At 28.5% G+C, this 21,732-nt stretch carries 32 protein-coding genes; 1 reads left to right on the top strand and 31 read right to left on the bottom strand.

Features of this window, described 5'->3' with window-relative positions; genetic code table 11:
* Positions 1-268: 268 nt before the first annotated feature.
* Genes bdr through BVAVS116_RS05040 form a run of 5 tightly spaced genes read right to left on the bottom strand, consistent with a single transcriptional unit; the run spans position 269 to position 3,961 of the window.
* The gene (gene bdr, locus BVAVS116_RS05060) at positions 269-934 is read right to left on the bottom strand and encodes a Bdr family repetitive protein (RefSeq protein ID WP_012664851.1); all 666 of its coding nucleotides are present in this window, start codon (positions 932-934) and stop codon (positions 269-271) included.
* Between the two features lie 12 nt (positions 935-946).
* On the bottom strand, positions 947-1,507 hold the full coding sequence (locus BVAVS116_RS05055; RefSeq protein ID WP_002658762.1) for a chromosome replication/partitioning protein: 561 nt from the start codon (positions 1,505-1,507) through the stop codon (positions 947-949).
* Between the two features lie 43 nt (positions 1,508-1,550).
* The gene (locus tag BVAVS116_RS05050; protein WP_002658763.1) at positions 1,551-2,306 is read right to left on the bottom strand and encodes a ParA family protein; all 756 of its coding nucleotides are present in this window, start codon (positions 2,304-2,306) and stop codon (positions 1,551-1,553) included.
* Positions 2,282-2,836: a DUF226 domain-containing protein gene (locus BVAVS116_RS05045; RefSeq protein WP_002658766.1), complete on the bottom strand. Its 555-nt coding sequence runs from the start codon at positions 2,834-2,836 to the stop codon at positions 2,282-2,284. The genes BVAVS116_RS05050 and BVAVS116_RS05045 overlap by 25 nt, the downstream gene beginning before the upstream one ends.
* A 21-nt stretch (positions 2,837-2,857) precedes the next feature.
* Positions 2,858-3,961, bottom strand: coding sequence for a plasmid maintenance protein (locus tag BVAVS116_RS05040; RefSeq protein ID WP_029359524.1), 1,104 nt, complete (start codon positions 3,959-3,961; stop codon positions 2,858-2,860).
* Positions 3,962-4,358: 397 nt separating this feature from the next.
* Here BVAVS116_RS05040 and BVAVS116_RS05035 point away from each other — a divergent pair, with 397 nt between their 5' ends.
* Entirely contained in the window at positions 4,359-5,267 is a 909-nt protein-coding gene (locus BVAVS116_RS05035) for an ERF family protein (protein WP_002658590.1), read from the top strand.
* Between the two features lie 105 nt (positions 5,268-5,372).
* On the opposite strand, the gene BVAVS116_RS05030 is transcribed toward BVAVS116_RS05035, so the two are convergent.
* The 26 genes from BVAVS116_RS05030 to BVAVS116_RS04905 form a co-directional block, all read right to left on the bottom strand.
* A complete protein-coding gene (locus BVAVS116_RS05030; RefSeq protein ID WP_002658588.1) occupies positions 5,373-5,729 on the bottom strand; it encodes a BBA14 family lipoprotein in 357 nt (118 codons plus the stop codon).
* Positions 5,722-6,057, bottom strand: a complete 336-nt coding sequence (locus tag BVAVS116_RS05025) for a BlyB family putative holin accessory protein (RefSeq protein ID WP_002658586.1) — start codon at positions 6,055-6,057, stop codon at positions 5,722-5,724. Before BVAVS116_RS05025 ends, BVAVS116_RS05030 begins: the two co-directional genes overlap by 8 nt.
* A gap of 34 nt (positions 6,058-6,091) precedes the next feature.
* Entirely contained in the window at positions 6,092-6,394 is a 303-nt protein-coding gene (locus BVAVS116_RS05020; protein WP_002658584.1) for a BlyB family putative holin accessory protein, read from the bottom strand.
* Between the two features lie 3 nt (positions 6,395-6,397).
* Entirely contained in the window at positions 6,398-6,592 is a 195-nt protein-coding gene (locus BVAVS116_RS05015; protein WP_002658582.1) for a BlyA family holin, read from the bottom strand.
* Positions 6,593-6,670: 78 nt separating this feature from the next.
* Positions 6,671-7,486, bottom strand: a complete 816-nt coding sequence (locus BVAVS116_RS05010) for a DUF685 domain-containing protein (RefSeq protein ID WP_002658580.1) — start codon at positions 7,484-7,486, stop codon at positions 6,671-6,673.
* Positions 7,487-7,495: 9 nt separating this feature from the next.
* Complete coding sequence (locus BVAVS116_RS05005) at positions 7,496-8,101, bottom strand: DUF735 family protein (protein ID WP_002658577.1); 606 nt, start codon at positions 8,099-8,101, stop codon at positions 7,496-7,498.
* A 5-nt stretch (positions 8,102-8,106) separates the two neighbouring features.
* Positions 8,107-8,985, bottom strand: coding sequence for a DUF276 domain-containing protein (locus tag BVAVS116_RS05000; protein ID WP_002658575.1), 879 nt, complete (start codon positions 8,983-8,985; stop codon positions 8,107-8,109).
* Positions 8,982-9,314, bottom strand: a complete 333-nt coding sequence (locus BVAVS116_RS04995; RefSeq protein ID WP_002658573.1) for a DUF2634 domain-containing protein — start codon at positions 9,312-9,314, stop codon at positions 8,982-8,984. Before BVAVS116_RS04995 ends, BVAVS116_RS05000 begins: the two co-directional genes overlap by 4 nt.
* 29 nt (positions 9,315-9,343) lie before the next feature.
* Entirely contained in the window at positions 9,344-9,889 is a 546-nt protein-coding gene (locus BVAVS116_RS04990) for a DUF777 family protein (protein WP_002658572.1), read from the bottom strand.
* A 10-nt stretch (positions 9,890-9,899) separates the two neighbouring features.
* Positions 9,900-10,841 (bottom strand): DUF693 family protein, encoded by a 942-nt coding sequence (locus BVAVS116_RS04985; protein ID WP_002658570.1) that lies wholly within the window; start codon positions 10,839-10,841, stop codon positions 9,900-9,902.
* Positions 10,842-10,844: 3 nt separating this feature from the next.
* On the bottom strand, positions 10,845-11,426 hold the full coding sequence (locus BVAVS116_RS04980) for a DUF792 family protein (RefSeq protein ID WP_002658568.1): 582 nt from the start codon (positions 11,424-11,426) through the stop codon (positions 10,845-10,847).
* 23 nt (positions 11,427-11,449) lie between these two features.
* Complete coding sequence (locus BVAVS116_RS04975; RefSeq protein ID WP_012664850.1) at positions 11,450-12,739, bottom strand: DUF759 family protein; 1,290 nt, start codon at positions 12,737-12,739, stop codon at positions 11,450-11,452.
* A gap of 9 nt (positions 12,740-12,748) precedes the next feature.
* Positions 12,749-12,988: a DUF1322 family protein gene (locus BVAVS116_RS04970; RefSeq protein ID WP_002658563.1), complete on the bottom strand. Its 240-nt coding sequence runs from the start codon at positions 12,986-12,988 to the stop codon at positions 12,749-12,751.
* Positions 12,982-13,434, bottom strand: a complete 453-nt coding sequence (locus BVAVS116_RS04965) for a DUF1473 family protein (RefSeq protein WP_002658561.1) — start codon at positions 13,432-13,434, stop codon at positions 12,982-12,984. Before BVAVS116_RS04965 ends, BVAVS116_RS04970 begins: the two co-directional genes overlap by 7 nt.
* A 13-nt stretch (positions 13,435-13,447) precedes the next feature.
* On the bottom strand, positions 13,448-13,876 hold the full coding sequence (locus BVAVS116_RS04960; RefSeq protein ID WP_002658559.1) for a DUF1463 family protein: 429 nt from the start codon (positions 13,874-13,876) through the stop codon (positions 13,448-13,450).
* 15 nt (positions 13,877-13,891) lie between these two features.
* Positions 13,892-15,010, bottom strand: coding sequence for a DUF787 family protein (locus tag BVAVS116_RS04955; protein WP_002658557.1), 1,119 nt, complete (start codon positions 15,008-15,010; stop codon positions 13,892-13,894).
* On the bottom strand, positions 14,991-15,560 hold the full coding sequence (locus BVAVS116_RS04950) for a DUF764 family protein (RefSeq protein ID WP_012592989.1): 570 nt from the start codon (positions 15,558-15,560) through the stop codon (positions 14,991-14,993). The genes BVAVS116_RS04955 and BVAVS116_RS04950 overlap by 20 nt, the downstream gene beginning before the upstream one ends.
* Positions 15,557-15,943, bottom strand: a complete 387-nt coding sequence (locus BVAVS116_RS04945) for a hypothetical protein (RefSeq protein WP_002658554.1) — start codon at positions 15,941-15,943, stop codon at positions 15,557-15,559. Before BVAVS116_RS04945 ends, BVAVS116_RS04950 begins: the two co-directional genes overlap by 4 nt.
* Positions 15,934-16,314: a DUF1506 family protein gene (locus BVAVS116_RS04940; protein ID WP_002658553.1), complete on the bottom strand. Its 381-nt coding sequence runs from the start codon at positions 16,312-16,314 to the stop codon at positions 15,934-15,936. Before BVAVS116_RS04940 ends, BVAVS116_RS04945 begins: the two co-directional genes overlap by 10 nt.
* On the bottom strand, positions 16,314-16,769 hold the full coding sequence (locus BVAVS116_RS04935; protein WP_012592994.1) for a DUF3890 domain-containing protein: 456 nt from the start codon (positions 16,767-16,769) through the stop codon (positions 16,314-16,316). Before BVAVS116_RS04935 ends, BVAVS116_RS04940 begins: the two co-directional genes overlap by 1 nt.
* 18 nt (positions 16,770-16,787) lie before the next feature.
* Positions 16,788-17,747, bottom strand: a complete 960-nt coding sequence (locus BVAVS116_RS04930; RefSeq protein ID WP_002658547.1) for a hypothetical protein — start codon at positions 17,745-17,747, stop codon at positions 16,788-16,790.
* Between the two features lie 21 nt (positions 17,748-17,768).
* Entirely contained in the window at positions 17,769-18,344 is a 576-nt protein-coding gene (locus tag BVAVS116_RS04925; protein ID WP_002658545.1) for a DUF228 domain-containing protein, read from the bottom strand.
* A 29-nt stretch (positions 18,345-18,373) separates the two neighbouring features.
* Complete coding sequence (locus BVAVS116_RS04920; RefSeq protein ID WP_012592988.1) at positions 18,374-19,150, bottom strand: DUF228 domain-containing protein; 777 nt, start codon at positions 19,148-19,150, stop codon at positions 18,374-18,376.
* 6 nt (positions 19,151-19,156) lie between these two features.
* On the bottom strand, positions 19,157-19,714 hold the full coding sequence (locus tag BVAVS116_RS04915; protein ID WP_002658541.1) for a DUF228 domain-containing protein: 558 nt from the start codon (positions 19,712-19,714) through the stop codon (positions 19,157-19,159).
* 11 nt (positions 19,715-19,725) lie between these two features.
* A complete protein-coding gene (locus BVAVS116_RS04910; RefSeq protein WP_002658539.1) occupies positions 19,726-20,421 on the bottom strand; it encodes a DUF1357 family protein in 696 nt (231 codons plus the stop codon).
* A gap of 17 nt (positions 20,422-20,438) precedes the next feature.
* A complete protein-coding gene (locus BVAVS116_RS04905) occupies positions 20,439-21,665 on the bottom strand; it encodes an anti-CBASS protein Acb1 family protein (RefSeq protein ID WP_002658538.1) in 1,227 nt (408 codons plus the stop codon).
* Positions 21,666-21,732 lie beyond the last annotated feature (67 nt).

The raw sequence follows: 21,732 nt of genomic DNA, 5'->3' as shown, positions 1-21,732 counted from the left end.
CTCTATGTTCTTCAATTACTAATATTATATAGAAAAAACCTGTTTTTGTCAATTTTTTGCAAAAAATTTTTTGCAAAAAAAAATAAAACTTAGCTAAGTTCTCTAATAAAAGAATATGGCCAAGTCCCACATAATTGAACTATATGCGATATAACAATTTTTTTCAGCTATACATATATAATATTACAAAAATAATTTTTGTCAACTTTTCTAAAAAAATTTTTCACCACTCAATTTTAAAAAAGCAAATTGTACATTATTTCATTAATTATTTGACGCCTTGTATATATTGCATTAAAAATGAATGTATGAATGGTCCAAAAATTGCTGCTGCAAGTATCATAAAATGTACCAGTCTGTTCCCCATATTAAGATCTTTACGTAAATTCTTTACTTCATTATCTATCTTATTATTTAAAATAGATATGTCTTTTTGCAAATTCTTTTCTACACTATCTATCTTAGCACTTACACTATCCATCTTAGCACTTACACTGTCTATCTTAGCATTAAGTTCGTTTTTTACATTATCTATCTTAGTATCTAATATAGATATGTCCTTTTGTAGATTTTTTTCTACATTATCTATTTTAGTATCCAAATTATCTATTTTAATATTTAAATTTTTTTCTACACCATCTATCTTCGTATTTAAATTTTTTTCTACATTATCTATCTTCGTATTTAAATTTTTTTCTACATTATCTATCTTCGTATTTAAATTTTTTTCTACATTATCTATCTTCGTATCCAAATGAGATATATCCTTTTGCAAAGTCTTCTCTATATCAATTAATTTTTCTTTTAAATATTCAAAGTTGTAATTATCATTGTGAAGAAAAACAAAATCTATTGCCTCCTCACTAAATCCTATGTTTAAAAATTCATTTTTTATACTTTCTATATTGTATGTCCTATATGCTAAATTGCTCATATAATCTCCTTATTATCCCTTTAATTGTTTATACTCTTTCATAATTCTTTTAATTATTTCTTTTTCATCACTAAATAATTTATCTAATAAAAATCCTGTAAATTTGGCATTGCTTTTATAAAAATCGTAACTTTCCTTCTTTTTAAGCTGGAATCTTAAGGGTTTTATTGGATTTTGCTTTGATTTTTTCACTATTGAAGTTTCTTGGCCTTCTATAAAATCAAGAGAATCGTAAATACCATTTTCAATTATATAATCTTCATTAAGAATTCCCGCTTGTAATGCTTTTGCTAATTTTAAATATATATAAACTTGGGTTCTTGCCAATTTATAATCCCTTATAAAAGCATCAAAACTTTTATATCCATCTAATTTGTAGTATTCATTATCCTTTATTTCTTTTAAAATTCTTATACTTTCTACTTTATAAAAAATTTTCTTTTTTATATTGGTCTTTAACCTATTTTTTAAATCATTATAATGAGCAAATATCTCCTCTTTGGTAATTAATTTTTTTTCACCGTCAGGATCTGCCCTCCCTGATAAAATTCTCTTATTTAATTCTATTTCCATAATAAACCTCTTTTATTTATACTCCGTACGGATCCGTACGGATTTATTGAACATATTTATCATACATAATGAAAAATCTTGACAATACCTCTTTATATTCATAAATATAATCTTTAGTCATATCAAATTCATCATTTCTAGCAATTTTTTTATTTAAATCTTCTCGTTCATGGATAAATCCCAAAAATCCTGTTCTTGATCCAACATGTTGTAACAATTGCTTGTGAGTATTGTTCTTTTTAAATCTTGTTATAATTAAAAATATCGGGATTTTTATTTTTAAATTGTTCATATGGAATTCCAATAATTCTAAACTTTCAACTGCCCATTTTTCTGCAGTCATTGGAACTATTATACAATTACTAGTCATTAAAGCATTTGACAAGGTGTAATCTAAACTGGGATTAGTATCTATTATTACATAATGATAATTCTGATTTAAAAATTCTAAATTGTTTTGCAATCTTAACTCTTTTAATGGTATGGATTCACTTGAAAATTTACTTAAAGTTAAATAACTGGGAATTAAATCTAAATTTTCTTTAATTTTTATAATTGAATCATTAATATCTAATTTTTCTTTTAACACTCTATAAACATTGACATTCACAATATCAATGTTTTGATTTGCAATTTTTTTGTAAAAATAACTTGTAGTAGAAGCTTGTGTGTCCATATCTATCAAAAGCACTTTATTATCTTTTGAAAGCAATGTTGCAAGTATAATAGCACTCGTACTTTTACCAACACCACCTTTAATTGACGCGATTGTTATTACTTTAGGTTTTTTATTATCCATTTTGTTAGTGGTCCTTGTTCTGGGTATTTTTTTCCATAAAATTCATGGGCTTGTTTTTCTAGTTTTGTAAATATATCAAAACATGCTATATTATACGGTGTATTTATTTTTTCTTTTTTCAATAAACGAAATAGTGCCTTAAAGTAGCAAAAAACACTTCCTTTTTTAAATCTAAATTCCATATAATACGCTCTTGCAAATGAATATAATTTTTTAAATCCATTTTTTTCGTACCTTATAATAGGGGCTTTTATAGGTTTTTTATAACCATAAAAAATTCCTATAAATTTATCCTTATCTTTTACAGGATATAAAAAAATTTCTTCAACTTTTGATTGATTGAATAAGTTTCTCAATGACAAGCGAAACACATTTTTTTTATCATGAACTCCAAATTTATAAACATCCATCATTATTTTTGTATGGTAATTTGTTTTATCATTTTCTTTTTCAATCTTTATAAAACGATCTTTATTGTAACATTTGATTTCTGATTTTTCTTTTTGTATACTTTCAAGTGTTCTTTCCATATTTATTCTCTATATAACTTTTTAGCTTAATTTTTTTAGCATTAAAGATTTTTTTTGATTTATTATTATCTCCAATAATTCATAATAATAGGTGTTGTTAAATACTTTTTTATATTCTAATTTATTTTTGCTATTCAAATAATCTTTTAGAATTGGCTTTAGAAATTCTATATTTGCCTCCTTTTTTAGTTGATCAATAAGTATATTGAAAATGTTTATCTTTATATGCTTACAATTTTTTTGTAAATTTTCTTTTTTCAATTCAATTGATTTTTCTAATTTTTGTTTTATTTTACTTAAATCCTTATATTTTTGACTTTCAATAATAAAATGAGGTTTATTTTTATAGTTTTCATATATTTTTTGAATATTTGTTTTCAGTTGTTCTGCGTTATATCCATTTTTTTCAAATTCTTTTTGGGTATTGCTTAAAATTTTTTTTAATTTATTTTTCTTTTCTTCTTTAAAGCAAGATTTATTTAAATGCATATTTTTATCTTTTATCAGGTTAATTTCAGCTTTTTTTACAATTTTAAATATTTTAATAATCGTATCCTTATTAATATCTAGATATAAAAGAGAGAGAAATTCTTTGGAATAAAAGTTACATTTATTGAAATATTTTTTTACTTGAAACTTTTCTATTTGATTTTCTCTTTTCTCTTCTTTTATTTTTATATTATTTTTATTATTAAAACACTCCTCCAAATTTACATTCCCCTCTTTTGTAAATTTATCTTTAAATGAGTTGTTAACCCTTTTTTGGAATTTTGAATGTTTTTTTTCTAAAAAGTATTGGTTGATTTTTTGGTAACATATTTTTTTGGGATAATTAGGCCTATAATAAATTTCAGTACCACAATTTACTCCCAGGTGTTTATAATAGTTAGTTGTAACTCCAAATTCTTTTTCCAATTTGTAAAGATATTTTTGCATTGTTTTGAGCTTAATGGGAGTTTGTCCATTTCTTTTAAGATTTTCGTTAAAGTAATAGAGTATATTATTTTGCGTGTATTTTTTATATCTGCTGTTTAAATATACTAGTGTTGAGATAAGGACTATTAGGTTATTTTGTAATTTATTATGGCAATTTGGGGGGGTTTTAGCATTTATAATGTTTTTCATATTCATCTCCTCTATGTCTTTGTATTTAAAATTGTGCACAATTTTATAAAAAAGTAAACACTTTTCCATAAAATTGTTAAATTTAAATTATTAACCGCAACAATATACAAAATAGTTTGTAATTGGATAAATTTCAATTTTTTTAAAGACAAAAGATAAATTGATTTAAGGCCTAAATTGTTCTATACTGTGAGTAGGTAGATTATTAAAAATGCCTTGCATTTTATATGGCTACCTCTATGTCAATTTCAGATTAAGCTGGGGCTTGTTTAAGTTCTATAGGAATAGAATGTAAACAAGCCTCAAATTTTTTGCAAAAAATTTTTTGTAAAAAAAATTGACAAAAACGGTTTTTTCTATATAATATTAGTAATTGAAGAACATAGAGGAGCTAAATATGGCAAATAATTCAAAAGAAAATATACAATCAGAAATAAATTTCATAAAAGATATGAAAATCCTAAGAATGAATTTACCAGGGATTGACAAAAGTCTTAAAGGATATGGATACAAATACCAGAATTTTAATGAAATAATTAGAGAAATAAAAAACGTTATTAATAAGCACAATTTGGAGCTTGATTTTGAGCAATTTCCAACTTTTACACATGATCCATATGGTAGAGTACATGTTATTAGGACCACATTCTACAGTACAAGTACTGGCTATAAAGATTCATTTGATACCCCAATTCTTACAGAAAATTTACACTGGAATAATGAAAATTGTTCTAAAAATGTGAATACATTGCCCCAAGTAGTTGGATCAGCTATTACTTATTTCAAAAGGTACGCTTTAGTTGCATATCTTAACATAGAAAGTGAAGTGGATACTGATGCAGCACCTATTTACAATAATTATGAAAACGGGAATTCTGTATCTAGTAAGAAGCAAATTAGTGTTAATCAAGAACAAAAAAAAGACAATAGTCAGAATCAAAAAGAAGTTAAAAGATTTGATAGGTTTAGATGTTATAATGCCTTTATTAAGGCATTATATAACATAAAAAATTGGGTAAATGATTCTACAACAACCCAAGAGAAGATAAATACTCTTATTCAAGCATTAGATTCGGGAAATGAGGCAGATTTAGTCAAGTATTTGGTACAAAATCCTGAACAAAAAAGGATATCCTATTGGGTAAATATTATTACAAACTATTTAACAAAAAATAAAAAATTAGAAGAACTGCATAATTTTGAAGTGTTTGCAACATTTAAAGAAGATATTTATGGAGATAGTATTTTGAAGTTCTTTTGTATCTTGAAAGAAGAAAAACAATTTGATTATATATTTGCAGCATAGTAGTACGTTTACATAGTAAAGCCCCCAAATAAGGGGGCTGTTATATTATTATTGTGACTTAACTTGCAAAAGTATATTTTCTTGCAAGAAAAACCTTTTTTTAATCTACATTTTTAAATTCGAATATTGATTATAGACTCTTTTTGCTATAGGCTTTGTTTTTTTAATGTACTCTAAAAGTAGTTTGATATTCAGTTTTACTGAAGTTATAGAGTGTTCATTTTTTAGTGTTGCTAAGTCGGGATAAGTATATATTGGATAATTTGGGTCATTAACTTTAGATTTTGTTTTGTTTAAGAATGTTATAAGATACATAACATAATCTGATAGTTGTGCCTCATATTTAGCCAAAGATTCTAGTGTTTGAATAATTGGCGGCTCCGGTTCTTCTGGTAAGCTAGCAATAGTAGTACAACATAGTAATAGTAGTGCTATTAATAAATAGTTTGCTAATTTAAGCATTTTCACCCCTTTTAAGAGTATTTAGGTACTCTTGCATGATTTTATTGCGTTTTGCTTTTAGTGAAGATATAATTCTTTTATTTTTGCTAGTAGAAATAGCCTCTATTATCTCAATATTGTATTTTAATATTTCTTTTATTTCTTCTAATATTTTCATTGATTCGGCCGTTTCCATAGATTTTAGAGTTTCAATATATGTTTTGTAGAAAAAATCTACTACTTTGTCAAAAGTATTAATGTAGTTATGATTTATGTTTGTATCAGTTTTAGCTATTTTAGTTAAGTTGGATAATAAATTAAGTCCTAAACCAATAGTGTTATTTTGCATTATTTACTCCTTCTTGGTAGATAGGTATTCCTTCCTAATTGAATTTTAGATTGTTAGATATTTTTAAATTTTTTTCATTAGAATTAACTAAATCAATGCAGCTATTGATTTTTTCATTTATTAGAGCTAATGCTTTAGCTATTGTTAAAGTTGATGCATTTTCAATTCTTTCCATATTTGCCTTATAAATTGATGCATAATGAGAATATAGTTCATGAACTAAAGAAAATCCTTTATGTGCAATAGGATCAAATTCATCTTCAAATTTAGAAAATATCTCAATAAGTTTTGATATGGATGTAAGTCCAATTTCAAGATTATCTTTAGATAATTTCATTAGTTAATCCCTTTTTTGAATATTATTATTGCCATTGCCATTTTTGAAAAGCTTACCTATAACTATAGATAATATGTCTTTTAGTAAAGGTTTGAGAAGAATTAATCCTCCTAGAACTAGTACTGTTACAAAAATCATTACTGCTATAAGTTTAATTTCGTTTAGATTTATAAGAAGTTCGGTTATTTTAATATCCATTTTTTTAATCCTTAATTTTAATTTTTTATTTGTACATATATATTATATACCAAAACTATAAATTTTTGACAAAAAAAATTATAGTTTTGCAAGATATGGGACTGGAATGTTCGAAATTTCACCTCTTTTTTGAATATACCATCCAGTATATATAGGAACTAAAATTCCTAGGTCCTTGATGGCGTTTTCATGTGCATAGGCCAAATATTTTTCAGATTCATCAAAATATTTTAAATATACTGATTTGTGTGAACTGTCGTTTTTATGTATTATATTAAGATCAATATCAAGGTAAATGGGTTTATTGTCAGTATTTTTGTGAAAAACAATATTGATTTCGTCAGAGTCTTCCATTTCAATTGTTCTTTTTTTATTTGTGTAGTCCTCAGGATAAAGCCAAATACCATTATAACTGCCTCCAAAGGAAAAATCTGATGGCACTCCAAGCAGTTGTTTAGGAATGGGTGTTTTTTGGATAATCTTTGATGAGTACATTATCAAAAGTTCATCATGTTCAGTTAAAGTAGATGTTAGTATGCTGTTTGTAAGTTCCGATTTTATTTTACTAAAAAGGTTAGAAATATTAGTTGAATCGTTGTTAATTAGTTTTTCTATTATTTGAGTGTAAATTTTTTCTATAAAACTTGTATTTCCTGCAAGTTCTTCTGCGATTGTGCTTTTGATTATCTCTTTAAAGTAACTCAGTCCTTCACCTTTAAAAGTTTTGTCTTTAGTGGTTTTCAAAAAATTTTCATAAGTAATAGCTTTACTGCTTGAAACTCCATCATCAAGTAGTAAAAGGTCGGTGTTTTTAACCTCATTCACCCTATTTAAATCTTTAATTTGGATTGTTTCTTCTTCATCAATTAGTAATTTTTCTTGTTCTTCAGACATAAAATCTCCTTAATTGTTAAAAGTGATAATATTTTTACCATTTTTATCATTAATTTTTAGTACTCTACCTATAGGAATAATTCTCTTTATAAAAGCATAAATTGAATGATCATAGCCTTTAGGAAGTGAATTAAATACTAAAGCCTTTCTAGATGCAGCATACCCAGCTTTCTTTTCTCTAATTAGTATTTTTTTTAGCCTTTTACCTTTTGCAGTGCTAGGTGAAATAAATGTGGTAAAGTTTGTTTTTATTGCCCCTTTTAGTGATATATCAATAACTCCGGCTTGTGGTGTAGTAACTAAAATATCCACATTCAAAAATGCCTTGAAAATCATTTTAAGCGATTCATCAGTACCAATTTGACGTAAAGCAAAAATAACGCTATTAATATTGCTTGTAATACTTTCTAAAGTTTGGGTTTTTGAATAAAAAATAGATAAAACTTGAGATATCCATATAGCAATATATCTTGATTTTATATTTTTTTTTACATTAATGGATATGAAGTTGGAGTTAATGAACTTAAGTTCATTAAGCAATTTTTGTGCATATTCAATTTCTGTAAGTATAAATTTATGAATTTCAGTGTTTTTTAAAAAATTGGGTATTTTCATATTTGTTAACTATCAATGTCAATAAGTAATCGATCTATAGTATTGAAAATTAGCATTGTATCATCATTAATAGTAATATCTTCATTTTTTTTAAAATCGCTATCAGTAATGCTTGAAATGTTTTCTGTATTTGTATCTTTAATACAAGTTTTAATTTCCATAGACCTAATTCCTTTAACTTCATTAACTGGAGCAAAAAAGTCTTGATATTCAAAGCTAATGCCCATATCAGAATAGTTATTTGAAATAATCCTAGAATATATGTCTCTAATTTGAGAATCTATGTTTAAGTAAAGATAGTTTTTAAGGTCAAGTTTATACTTTACTTTCATGTAAACATATTTTCTTTTCCCTAGTGATATTTTATAGGATTTACGTTGTCCAGTTGAATTGAATCCGTCAATTTCTATATCTCCCTCGAGCAAAGTACCACTAGGGATTGTTAGATACAATATTTCCCAAATTTTAGTTTTAAATATAAAGTCGTTAATATTAGTTTTACCACGATCTAGTAAATCTTCTTTCACAATTAGATATATATAAGCTTTTCCAGCTGAACTTTTAATATTAGCGTACTCAACCCCATCAAGATTAAGTAAAGCGGATTTAACTGCACTGGGGGTTGTGCTTTTAGAGGAAATTTGCTTTTCAATTTCACTCCAATAGGTACCACCCGGTTTCATTTTAGAAAAAAATAGATTAAGCTCATTAATTACTTCTTCTTCAATCAATGCCAAAGAAGATGCAATAATGTTATAAATTGAGCCGTTATTATCATCAATATTAATACCATAATTATTACGTAAGTATTCTTTTTTGGATTTTACTATATCCTTAATTGTGCGTTTTAGAATACCAAAATCAGAATCAAAAACTATGCTCATAAGTCAAACTCCATATTCAAAATGTCGCCCGTGAAAAAAAATGATATATTTACTTTTCGTTCTTGTGTTGTAGTTGAAATATTAATCAAGTCTAAATTAAGTTCTCTAGATATTTCATTGAAATAGTTTTTTATAGCTTGAAGATTATTAGTTTTTAAAAGTTTCAAAAGTAAATAGTAGTCTAGTCCCCAATTAGGAGCATAACTTAGACTTCCCCGTAGAGTTTTACAAAATATGAACAATTTTTGTTTTTGCTCGTCAATTCCATCAACAAGCGACACATCATTATTAAATGACAATTCAAAATTATTGCCGAATTTTAAATCCATATTAACAATTATAGCATATTTAGCAAAAATTATTTAAATAAACTGTTTATATTGCTAGTAATTTTAGAAGTTGCTGCTCTTAAGCTTGCATAGTTTATAGTTGCGTCTCCTATGATAGATATTCCATTGATAGCGTCAACAATATTATTTAGAATTTCTTTTAAACTGGTTATTTCATTAGATATTTCAATTGTATTGTTTGCTTTGATTTTAATACTATCAGAGATTAGATTTAAAGTCTTTGGACTAATTGTGCTAAGTATATAAAAATGATGTTTGTCAAAATGAATATCATCATTTTTATCAAAAATATTAATGCTCGATTGAAGTAGTATAACAGTATCACCTTTTGATAATTCAAAGCTGATATTAGAAATATTTTTTGTTTGAATTTCTAAGTCTTCAAATTCTGGTATTATAACCACAGCTTCTTGAGTTTGCTGTTTAAATTCCTTTACAGTGCCAATTCGAGTTATAAAAATGTTTGAATAAATCCAATTTTTAATGTCCTCTTGTGTTAATGTATGCCCATAAAGGCGCTGTTGCATTCTGTAAATTTCATAATCTTGATTCATGTAAACCCCTTTACCTTTTTAGTCCAATACTATTAGAATCGTCATATAGTTTCAGTATCAATGAACACTCTCCTGTATTGCTAAGTTTTGCGGTTGTTTCTTTTATAGTGTTTTTTATCATATTCCCTAGTCCGTCAATAAATGAAACTTTATTGCCAACTCTTAGTTTGTGCGTGTAGAATATTTTAGCGTTCCAATATATAAGCCTTATATGATATGTTGTGCCCAAACTGATCTCTTGTTGGGGAATAAATTCAAGTCCATAATCTTCTAGGGCCTCGTATTTTAAGCTTTTTCCAATTGTTTTGTAATTGCTAAATATAAAATTGCATTCAACTTCATCGTTACCAGTACCAACATCAGCTATTATGTCATGAACATATACCCCTTTTATTTTGTCAATAAACTCTTTTGGCGTTTTTGCATAAATATTTTTTTCTATGATTTTTAAGCGGTCTTTTTCATCCATGTTAATGATATTGCGATTGGGAAATGCTGATTTTATTGCTTCTTGTACCGTTTTACCTTTAAAGCTTTTGCACTTCAACTCGCGATTAAAGAAGTTGATTTTAGATACTAAACGAACATCAAGTTCAACACTAAAATCTCCACCAGGATAATCAGTGCTCATGGGAATTCCCAAATAGCCCGCCATTATGAAGTCAAAATTTTTTTCATGTGCAAATTTTTTGTAATATATTTTTACTATGTCTCTTTCCATAATGTTGTTGGTGAAGTCTATAGGCAAGTTCCAAAGCACAATTTTTGCTTGTTTGGATTTTACAAAATTGTAATTTGAATACGTGTTGTATATTGAAATATCAACATGAATTCCATTTTGTGTATTGATAACAATTTTAGGAGTTTCTTCTGGAAAAGAATCTCCATGAATTGATTTTTTTGACTTATCTATATTGTAAAACTCAATCTTAAAGTCATAACTTAGCAACATTAATTATCCTTTATATTTTTCTAAAGAGAATGTTTTTACTATTTCCATTGATAGATTTACTTCAATTTCATCAATATAGGGTGTATCCCTAAACGTCAAATTTGTAATTATGGCCAATTCTTTAAGGCCAAAAGTTGGGCTGTAGACACTAAAGGGAACTTGAGCTTGAAGTCTATTGGCTAGTTGTTCTTTCGCAAGGTGAACGTCAAAACGTAGCATAGAATTTCCAAAAGGAGTCATTTTGAGTGGAGAAAGCATTTCTTTATATAAAGAAGTTAATACTGCACCAGTTACTGATATGTTTTCTCCAACCATAGCGGGGTTGTAGCTAACATGTTCTGATTTTCTATTATAATAGTTAATAACGGGCCTTTTGGAGTAACTGGTATTATAAGTCCGTGTTATAAGTTCGTTTTTTGGTTTTATAAAGAATAATTGGGGAACATAGCCAAAGCCTCTAAGATCAGGCCTTGGGAAAAGCACTAAAAAGTTATCTGCTCCAAAAAGGGCAAATATTTGGGTTGTTACATCTTTTACTATTTGAAAAATCTCTGCAGGAGATATAGACTTGTTATTAATATCCATAAATAATTACCATTTTATCAAAATCATGGGCCACTTATATTATTATCTTGTGAAGGGCCGCCGTTTTTATTGTCATTTCCAATTATGTTACTCAATGTATTGTTCACCTTATTAACTACTTCATTTGCTATATTTTGAAATAACTTTGAGGGATTAAGAAATGCAAAAATATCTTTCATTCCCCGAATTAAAGGATTCACTATGTGTGTCTCTACATTAAAATCAGTGAAGTATTTAGCAGTGGTGTTAATAGCGTTAAGCAGTGGGTTTAAAACAGAAGTGGTCAATTTTGCAAGAGTTTCTTCAGCTGTAGCCACATTGCTTTGAAGACTATCATAAGCGTCAGAAGCCTGCATAATATTTAAAGAATTTAAATCGTTTAACATTTTATGAAGCATAGTTATTCTAGATTCTAAATTTGTTTGAGAATCTAGTTGCCAATTTAATTTCTTCGTTTCTAAATAGTCTTTACCTATTCCGTTGAATTGTTTCATTAACTCAAAAAGAGAGTCTCCACTTCCCCTAAGTAATTCATCAACAGCAGTAATAGCGTCATCGTTACTAGTTGCAGCGTCACTAGCTTTAAGCTTAGCTGCAAACTCTACGGCTTTTTTTAAACTATTTGTGTCTTCAAAACCTAATTCCACTAGGGAGCTTTTTAATGTGCTTGCCTTGCGTAAAAAATCTTCTTTTTCTAGGCTGCGTTCAAAACCTTTCATATGCCCAATAGCCCCAAAAAGCTCATTGCGCTCCTTTTTTGTAAAAACTGCATTATTAAGAAGTTTCATTTTGTTTGTTTTAGTGGTCTCTTCAACTGAATTTTTAGCAAATCCTAAAGCTCCACTCGAAACTTTGCCAATAACGTTGCTAAGAACATTTCCAATGGTGCTACCTATAGCAATTTTGGCAACGAATCCTTTTTCTTGAGAACTCGATGACATTTTACTTTTTGCTTTTGATTCTTTTGTAAGCTTTTTATATTCTAGTTGCCTTTTGTCTCTATCAGCCATTAATGATCTTTTGAACGCCTCTTTTCTAGCTTTTTCAAAACTCATACCTTGCTTTATAAGCTTTTTAGTTTCTGTAAGTCTATATTTCTCAACACGCTCTCTTAAACTTTCAAATTTAGATTGTCTACTTAGTTCTTCTTTCTTATCTAATAAATTACTTTTAACAATATCTTTAGTACTACCAAAATTTGATTTTTTAGGCTTAAGATATTTCTCCATTTTGGTAATATCTTGTTCAATAGCCTTTTTTGTTGCTGCATGATCAAGAACGCCCTTAAATTTAATGGTGAATTTGTCGCTCATTAAATATCCTCATTTGCTCAAAATTAATTCAAACAATTCTTTTTCTAATTTTAAATTGGCAATTTGATTGACTTCAATAAGTTCGTCATAAGGCAATTTCTTAACTTCGTTGTACGAGCAAATATTCATAATTATTGGGAAATAATATTTATTGTTTTTTATCTCCTCAACCAACTTAAAATACTTTTTTCTGCTATCATTAAGATTTTCAATAGCTTTATCAATATCTCTATTTCTGTGCTTTAGCATTGACTAGTGTCCAGCTCATTGAAATTAGGTGTAAGTAAAGCTGTTACTTTTGCATAATCAAAATTATCATTAATATACTCAAAAGTAATAAAATCTCCAACATTGTTTTCATATTCACTCAGATATACTAAAGCAGGTTTTTTTAGATCATTGTCCATGTGAAAAGTATTGAATTGCGCGGTGTAAATAATAGCAACAAGATAGTCCTTATAATAAGAAATGAATTCTCTATTCGCATCTAGAATCGCATAGAATTCATCTAAAAATTTTGAGCTTATCATTAAGCTTGTAATTTCTCTTAGGTATTTTACTTCGTTAAGTTTAGAAATAGCGTCATTTTGATTGAATCCCAATACCTTATCCCATTCATACACCGGCAATACTCTTAGTGGATATTCATAGGTTTTGTTTTTAGTCAAAATTTTCATTTTGTAGCGCATTATCATGATATTACTCCTTTTAGTGTTCTTTTGGGCGAGTTTTTTGGCAATTAATAGCTCTAATTTCAAAAGTCACTTTTTCAGCTTCAGCTGAATAACTTCTTGATGGTTCTTCAGTAAAAATTGCATAGTTAGTAATAATTTTGGTAGCAATTCTATCATTGAATACTAAATCAAGCATTTTATCATATTTGCTAACATTCATGTTATAAAACTGATTGTCCGAAAGTTCAGTTAACAGAATATAGTCATAACTACCCAAAGTAACTTCAATGTTAAAAATATAAGTTATTGTTTTGGGGTCTCTTAAGCTTATTACGGGCGTTCCCCTATCTTCAGTGCTAAATACTGCTCTAGTTGTGGGCTCGCTTGTAAGCTCTAACTTACCACTATGCAGTTGTCTACCATCGATTGAAAAGTAAACTTCTCTTAAATCATAAAATTGCATTTTTTAGTCCCCCTTTTAAGCACTTAAACTATTTTGATAATCAACTATATCTTGAGAAGTAATTACTAAAGCAACAGAATTAATACTAAAGTTGTAAGTAATATTCACGCTAAGTTCCAATTTTAGAATTGAAGTTGGGGATAGTATAAGCTTTAAGTTTTTATACTCTATAATCAATCCCCTATCAATAAACTTTTTAAGTAGGCATTCAATTGCAGAAGTATACGCATTGTCCCTAGTCCCACTAAGTTGCAGTTCAGATAATTTACTGTTTTGTCTATTGTTTTTGTTCCAAATTCGAATAAGCTCAATAATGGCCTCGTTTTTTATATAATGATAAGTGAAAAGCTCATCTATGGAATTTCCAGCTAGATCAACCCCTTCTTTAAAAGCATTTATGCCATCAAGACCAGTTTCATTAAGAAGTGAGTAAAAGTTGATATTTGCGGTTCTTAATTTTGTAATTAAAGTATCATCAATAAGTGGTACAGCGGCCAATGGTATACCATAAGGATTAACAGAATGGGAAATGCTAGCTTGATGTAAATACACGCTTACAAATTTTAGGTGTAAATTATCTCTATTGTTACTATAAATAACAATATTTCTTGCTTTATCAGCATTGCTTTTACCATTATTGAAAATTCCTTTTATTGAATCTTCTTTAGTTGAGAATACAAAAAAAGTTGAGTGCATTTTGAACTTATTATAGTCTTCTTTATAAATAGTTAGTCCATCATCGTCTAAATTGTCATTTTGAGTGTTAATAAGCACAACAAAAGAGTGTCTATGTGCTTTAAGGTAATCTTTTAGTTTTTCGGGCTTATCCTTATAGATAAAAAGCATAGCTGATTTTAACGACTCTTCGCTTGAATTGAAAAAATCAGTCATTGCGGTTTTTAGTAGTGTTTTTTCTTTTTCAAACTGATTGTTACTATCCCCAGTATCTTTTTCTAAAGTTTCAATTTGTTGTTCATAGTTATTAACAGTCAAGCTCAATATTTTACAATCATCATTATCTTTATTAACTTTTATTTTGGCTGCTTTATAAACCAAAAGTGGATTATAATAATTGGGCTTGCTAGCTTGAATTCTAGAAGTAACCAAACTTACATTAATTGTATCTTGCGGCAATTTCGTATTTCTCCTTTAAAATTTCAGTTATTTTTACATTAGCAGTGAATGCTACAGAAGAACTGTATGCATGGTTGCTATATTTTGTACCTAAATTAATCAATCCAACTGTTTGCATATTAGATATTGGATAAATGTAAAAGTTAATTTTATTTACATATGCGGGTTGATATGGACTTGCTAGAGTATACTTATGGGTTCTATTGTGTAGGAATTCGCTAAGCATAGCATAAAGTATTAGCATTCTTGAATTAGCTTCAAAATCTTTAGAATTTAACACTACTACAATAATATATACTTGAAAATCTATGCTAAATTCCAAAGCATTTTCATAAAATGCACCAGTTTTAGAATTATGATCAAATAGATGTTTTGTACTATCAAATTTCAATGCTATTATATTAGGGCTAGCAGTTGTAATTTTTGAAAGATAGGGGTGATTGTAAGTATTTATGATATCACATTCAAAATTATTTTCAGTTGCATAGATCTTAAATCCTTGAAATATTTTAAGTAAATAGCTTAAGATTGTATCTAAATTCAAAATCATTCAATTACCTTATAAGTGAGTTCTGATAACATTTTAGACGTATCAACAAGTGGAACTGATGCGGTGTTACTACCTTTTTTTGACTTACTTTCGATTGTGCTAGCCTTTAAACCCGGTGTAACTTGCCCTGATAGCACATAATTTTGGTAATATCTGATAAAAGCTTGTCCAATAGCATTTATTCCCAATTTAGGGTCAATATTAAATTTTGAATTTATATAACTATTGTTGATATATTCTCTAAACTCTGTGCTACCAGCAATTTTAGTTAAATGTTTTCTTGCTGGTAAATTAACGCTCCCTTTTTCATGCATTCTAGCAATATTAGAACGACCCCCGAACCAGCCAATTTCTAACTCAATTGTAAATTTTTCTATGTCCATATAAATTCCTTTAAAACTAAAGTAAAGTAGCCAATTGAGGTGTCAATGCTAAATATTTCAAAGTAAACTGAATCTGAAATTGATATTCTATCTTTTAGTTCATAGTTGAGATTTTGATATGTGTAAAGTTTAGAATACCCTTGAATATCAGATATATTGGAGTCATAAAGCATTGTAAGTTCTCTTGGCTTTATGTCAATAATAACGCCAATAAATTCAGTGTACTCATTCTTGTCAAATATTTGTTGATAAGAGTCGTCATTTTCAAGCTTTATAATGTTTCCTTTATAAAATCTTAGAGTTTCAGAATCCTTAAAGGCGTTAATCATACGTACAGACATATTTGCTAGTCTTTTCCTAACACTATTCACTAGACAACTCCTAAACATGATGGTGTTAAGGTTTCTCTTTTTAGTTTTTCTAAAAATGCATCAAATTGTAAGCAAAAGTTTTTGTTTGAGCTACAACTTTCTCCACCACCTTCAATTCCCCCATTACCACTAGGATAATAATCAAGTTCAAGTTCATTGAATTTCTCTTTTTTTATTCTTTCAAATTCAAATTCACGAACAACCCCTTGTTTTCTTAATTGACAACCCATATGATAAAAGGTGAGTAAAAATATTTGTTCATATGTAAGTGAACTCGCATCAATACCACTTGTTACTAGAATTGTATTAAGCAAGGATAAATGAAGTAGGAAATTTTGCCTGCTTAATGCAAACTGGTCTATTCCTAATAACAATAGGACTTCAGAATGAAGTTTTGTTACTAAAAGTTCTTCTTCATTCTGAAATTGTGTTTGCAAGTCTTTTTGTTCGCTCATTTTATTTGCCCCATGTGTTTAGTTTTGTTTGATATTGACTTGCAAAATAGTATTTTTAGTAGCAAGCAATCCACCTAAAACAAAATCAATGTATGAATGAGCAATATCAGTTGAGTCTCTATCAACTTGTTCATTTGGTGTAGGCAACATATACTTGCTAGGTTTAAACTTAATTAGTTCTGGATTTAATGGGTAAATCAGTATTTGGTGTTTTAGCAAATTTGAGGTTTCAATGTAAACGTCCTCTCTATTATTAATAGCCTTAATAGTTTGAATCAAAATATCTTCCCATTTTTCACAACTAATTGCGTTAGCTTGTGTTGCTGCATATGGTTTTACCAATTTCAATGAAGTTGCAGGGTCAACTATTACCATCATAGGTGTAGAAAATTCATCGCCCAATTCTAACTTAGATAGGCCCGCCTCAATTTTTTCAAATATTTTTTCCATTTTGTCCTTATCAGCACTTTGAACTTCTTCTTTTATTTGTTCGGGCATATTAAGAAGTCCATACATATTAGGAAGTAAACGTTTTTGATTTTTTCCATCCTTTTGAATAGAAACAGTCCCAGTTAGCACAAAGTGATTAATAAGCTTGATAATTTCGCTGCTTGCAAGTTTATACGCTTGAGCAAAAGGCAATAAATTATTATTAATGTCTCCAATATACGAGTCCGAAGTGTAAAATTTTTCAGAAGTCTGTTTTAAGTGCCTAAATTTGTACTGCAATTTCAAATAATTAAGCCTTACTACTTGAGAACTAAACCCAATAGTTGATATAGTATTAACCTCATTGGCAATTGTTGTAGGATTGGCATTTAGAAACGCGTCCCATTTTACAGTTTTTTGATAGCCCATTTTAAGATCAGCATCTTCAATTTGTTCTGGTAAAAACCATTTATACATTATAGGGTCCTTAACTTCTCCTATAATATTAGCTACAGCTTTTGCATAATAATTTTCATCAAATAATTCCATATTTATTTCTCCTTAATATCATTAATTTTGACCTATGGCTTTATTGCCAAATACTACTACTTTTACCAAATAAACATCATCATTAATTTTATTTGCATCAGATAATGCTATTGCATGAATAGTTCCCTTATTTGCTGGTGTTTCGGGTGCTTTTTCAAGAACACCGTTCTTATTGAAAATAAGCTTGTCTTTTGCTTTAGGCGTAGAATCTTTTGCTACCAAATACCCCTCAAAATTATTAGTAATTGGAACAATAGTAGCTGTTTTGCTAAAATCATCTATATCAATGCATATTCCATATAAGTCTTCACCACCCCCAGCTTCAACATAAGGCTCATAATGAATTTCATTTTCTTTTTCCCCTTGAATAACCCTTTTAACTCCGCACTTGTATGGATATCCTAAAAATGGATGATTTTCCAATTTATCAAGTCTACTGGTTCTAGTGCCCATAGGGGTTAAAAATTTTATGTTTTTGTCTTTAAATTCAATTGAATTGTTAAGCAAATTAGCGTACTGCTGTTGATTTTTCACAAACTTTTCCAGCTTACTTTTTTTGTCAATGTAATCTTTTACTACTTGTGTTGTATCTACCACTCAATTACCTCCTTTTTATTCTTCTATATCTAAAAAGCGTGGAGAACTATTTTTTTCTCAAGGCCCCTATTGCCAAAAATTACAACTTTTATCAAATTGATAGAATAATTTTCTTTAGGCTTGATGATATGAGATTGATCTAAGTCCCCTTTTTCAAGCTCAAAATTGATTGTAAATGAATCAGATAATGCATAAGCATTAATTGCAGTCGATGATTCACCATCAGCCTTGATAATCACCCCACTATTGTTAATATCTAATATTTCTCCTGCTTTTATGTTCAGATTTCTTGTGACAAGGTACCCTTCAAAGTTATTTGTAATTGGCAAAACATAAGCGGTGCAACTAAACTCACATACATCAACACATATGCCATAAATATCAGTACTAGCACCAACATCAACATGTATAGAGTTCTCTTTTGGAACAAGTTTTACCCCACGCTTGTATGGAAAACTCTTTTTGGGGTCATAAAAATATTCTTCTACTTTGTCTGTAAAACTTGAACATGAAAATGAATAAGTATCAACGCGAGCATTTTTTGAATTAAAACAACCATTTGAACTACTAAAAACCTTATTTTCAATCGAACTCATTGATTTTGCATATTTTTTGAATTTCAAAAGGATATCATCAAGTTCTTTAACTGAGTCCAAATAAGGGTCTAACCCTTGCGCATCATTTTCAGATTGTCTTGCTTGACGTTTAACTCTAGGAGTAGCAGCTGAAACTTCTAATTCTAAACCCACTTGTAGATTATTATCAACATTAAGATCTTTAAGGGGCTCCTTATCTTTTAAAGCCATAATTTACTATCCCTTTATAGCACTATTTCCAAAAACACTTGCTAGCACTATGAATAAATCTTCTGTTAACTTATACACTTTTGAAAGTGCTATAGCATTAATAGATTTTTGAGCCCCCGTAATCTTTTCAAGTTCCCCATGTTGATTAAAATACAGCTTGTCTCCTGGGTTTACACCATTTCCATTCTTCTTAAAGGTTAAATAACCCGTAAAGTTATTTGTAATTGGAATTACAGTCGCTGTTTTACTAAACTCGTCTATATCAATGCATATTCCATATAAGTCTTCACCACCCCCAGCTTCAACTTCAAGTTCTGATATACTATCTTCACTAAAACTAAACTTGACCCCACGCTTATAGGGATATCCTTTAAAAGGATAATTTTCTATTTTGTCTTTACTACTAGTACAAATTCCATCAAAATTTGAAAAAATTAAGTTTTTGTCTCTAAATTCAAAAGAATTGCCAAATAAACCAGTATCTTGTTGGGGATTTTTCATCAATGCTTTAATTTCAGCAACTTTTTTATCAAACTCTTGTTTTATTTTTGTAATGTCGCTCATTAAAAACTCCTTTAAGCAATACTTGTTCTTTTATTTCTTTTCAAGTTTTCATAAAATTGAACACGTTTTTGCTTATAAGTATTACTTACAGCTTGTACAAACTCCGCAAAATTAATTGGAACAAAATTAGAATCGAGCAAGCTTACTTTTTCTTCTGGTTTAGCAACAATATTGCTTTTAATAAAGTCAATAGAAGAAGAATTGCTATTGGCATTTTTTCTTAATTTGATATTCACTTTAGCTAAAGAAACAAGTTGTTCTAATATTTCTCCATCAATATGACTTATATCTGCTACTTTGGCAATAGCTTTAATTTGTTCGCTTGAGACAAACTTGCGCACAAGTTCTCTACGTTGTGCCTGCATAATGTCTTTTAGCGTATATCCCTTTGCAAGTAGTGTCTCTTTATTAAAATGGCTGCTAAGGTGAGCTTTTGCAAGTGTATCAATTTCATTTATACGCTCGGCTTCTAGTAATAATTGCTTTTCAACACGCTCTCTCTCTTCAACTTCAGCAAGTTCTTTTGTTATTCGCTCATTTATAGTTAAATCACGAGTTGTCTCTTTAGGTTTTGTATTATTTGATTGTTCCTTTAAGCGTATATACTCTTCATACTCTCCAACACTTATAACTTTAGTATCAGATTGAATTTGTGATTCTTCTTTAACTTGCACTTCAAATTCTTCTTTTTTTTCATTTTCAATCATTTTTTAACTCCTTTTTTTCACAATGAAAATAATTTTTCTTTTAAGATAGATAACTCCTCCTTATTAAAGGAGCTGCTTTGTATAAGCTCGTTATATTTACTGTAAAGCTCAATTAGCTTAATATCTCTTTCTACCTTTTGATTTTCACTTAACATAATCAGCGAATTAAACTTCATATCAAGCCCAAAATATTTAGTAAGTTTTAGATTACAAGAATTTTCAATTTGTTCTTGTACGCCTTTTAGAAAATCATAATAATTGCTTCTATCACCTTTGCCATCATTTCCGAGTCCTTTAGCCTGCTCGTTAAAACTTCTAGTTAAAGGTTCTTTAGTATCAGCCCCAATTTTTGCTTTAATCAAAGCCAAAGCTTCTTTTAAATAATTAAGATCATACTTAATAACTTCTAAACTAGCGCTGGGGGTAGCCGTATAAAGCATTCCCTCATTATTAAGATTGTTTTTAAGCCTAGCAAGCTCATGTGCCAATGAGTCATTAAGGCTGCGTAAATTAGAAATATCTTTACTATGATTGTTTGAATTTTGTTTTCTCAAAAAAGAAGATAAAATACTATTTCCCTTTTCATTATTACTGCTTTGAGTAAGTGCGCTTAAAGAAGTTGTAGCACTAGAGAGTGCGTCCTGTAGCTGAACTAAAGACTCATCCTTATAAAACAAAAAATTGTGATTTTCAATACGCTTTTCTATTTCAACGTATATTTTTTCAAATAAGTAAATATCTAACAAAAAACTTTCCGTATAACACGGAACATGTCTTTTCAAGATATAATCGAAATTTTCATATATTATAAGTCGACTTTTGTGTATTTTGACCGTATCAAAAGAATTGCCATTATTATTGATTTTTACTTTGTAAATTATATAGTCAAAGTCAACCCCCGAATCTCTTACAGATTCATAATCAAGGTATTCGAATCCAATAGGCAACTCTATGTTAACGGGCTCTTCAAGATTTACTAGTGTGTCTTTAGTTTTTACTAAAACATATCCAATTCCATGAAAACGGTAGCTTATAATACAATTAAGTAGGGCATTCTTAAGCTGAACTTTTAGTCCAGCAAGTTCAAGCTTACTAACATTATGACTGATGCTTTCAAGAATAAGTCCATTTTTGAGACAATCTTCTGCTACATTTTCTATGTAGTTTCTAAAAAATATTGAATATCTATATAACTCTAGTGAGCTTATTTTATCTACTAATTTTACCTTTCTTAAATCACACAATTTTCTCTTCTTTTATTAAATAATATGTATATATAATAACAAAAACTAAGATTTTTGTCAAAAAAAT

Origin of the sequence: Borreliella valaisiana VS116 (assembly GCF_000170955.2) — a bacterium.
Classification (GTDB): Bacteria; Spirochaetota; Spirochaetia; order Borreliales; family Borreliaceae; genus Borreliella; species Borreliella valaisiana.
Note: the sequence above shows the minus strand (reverse complement) of the source record. Positions and strands in the feature narration are given on the sequence as shown.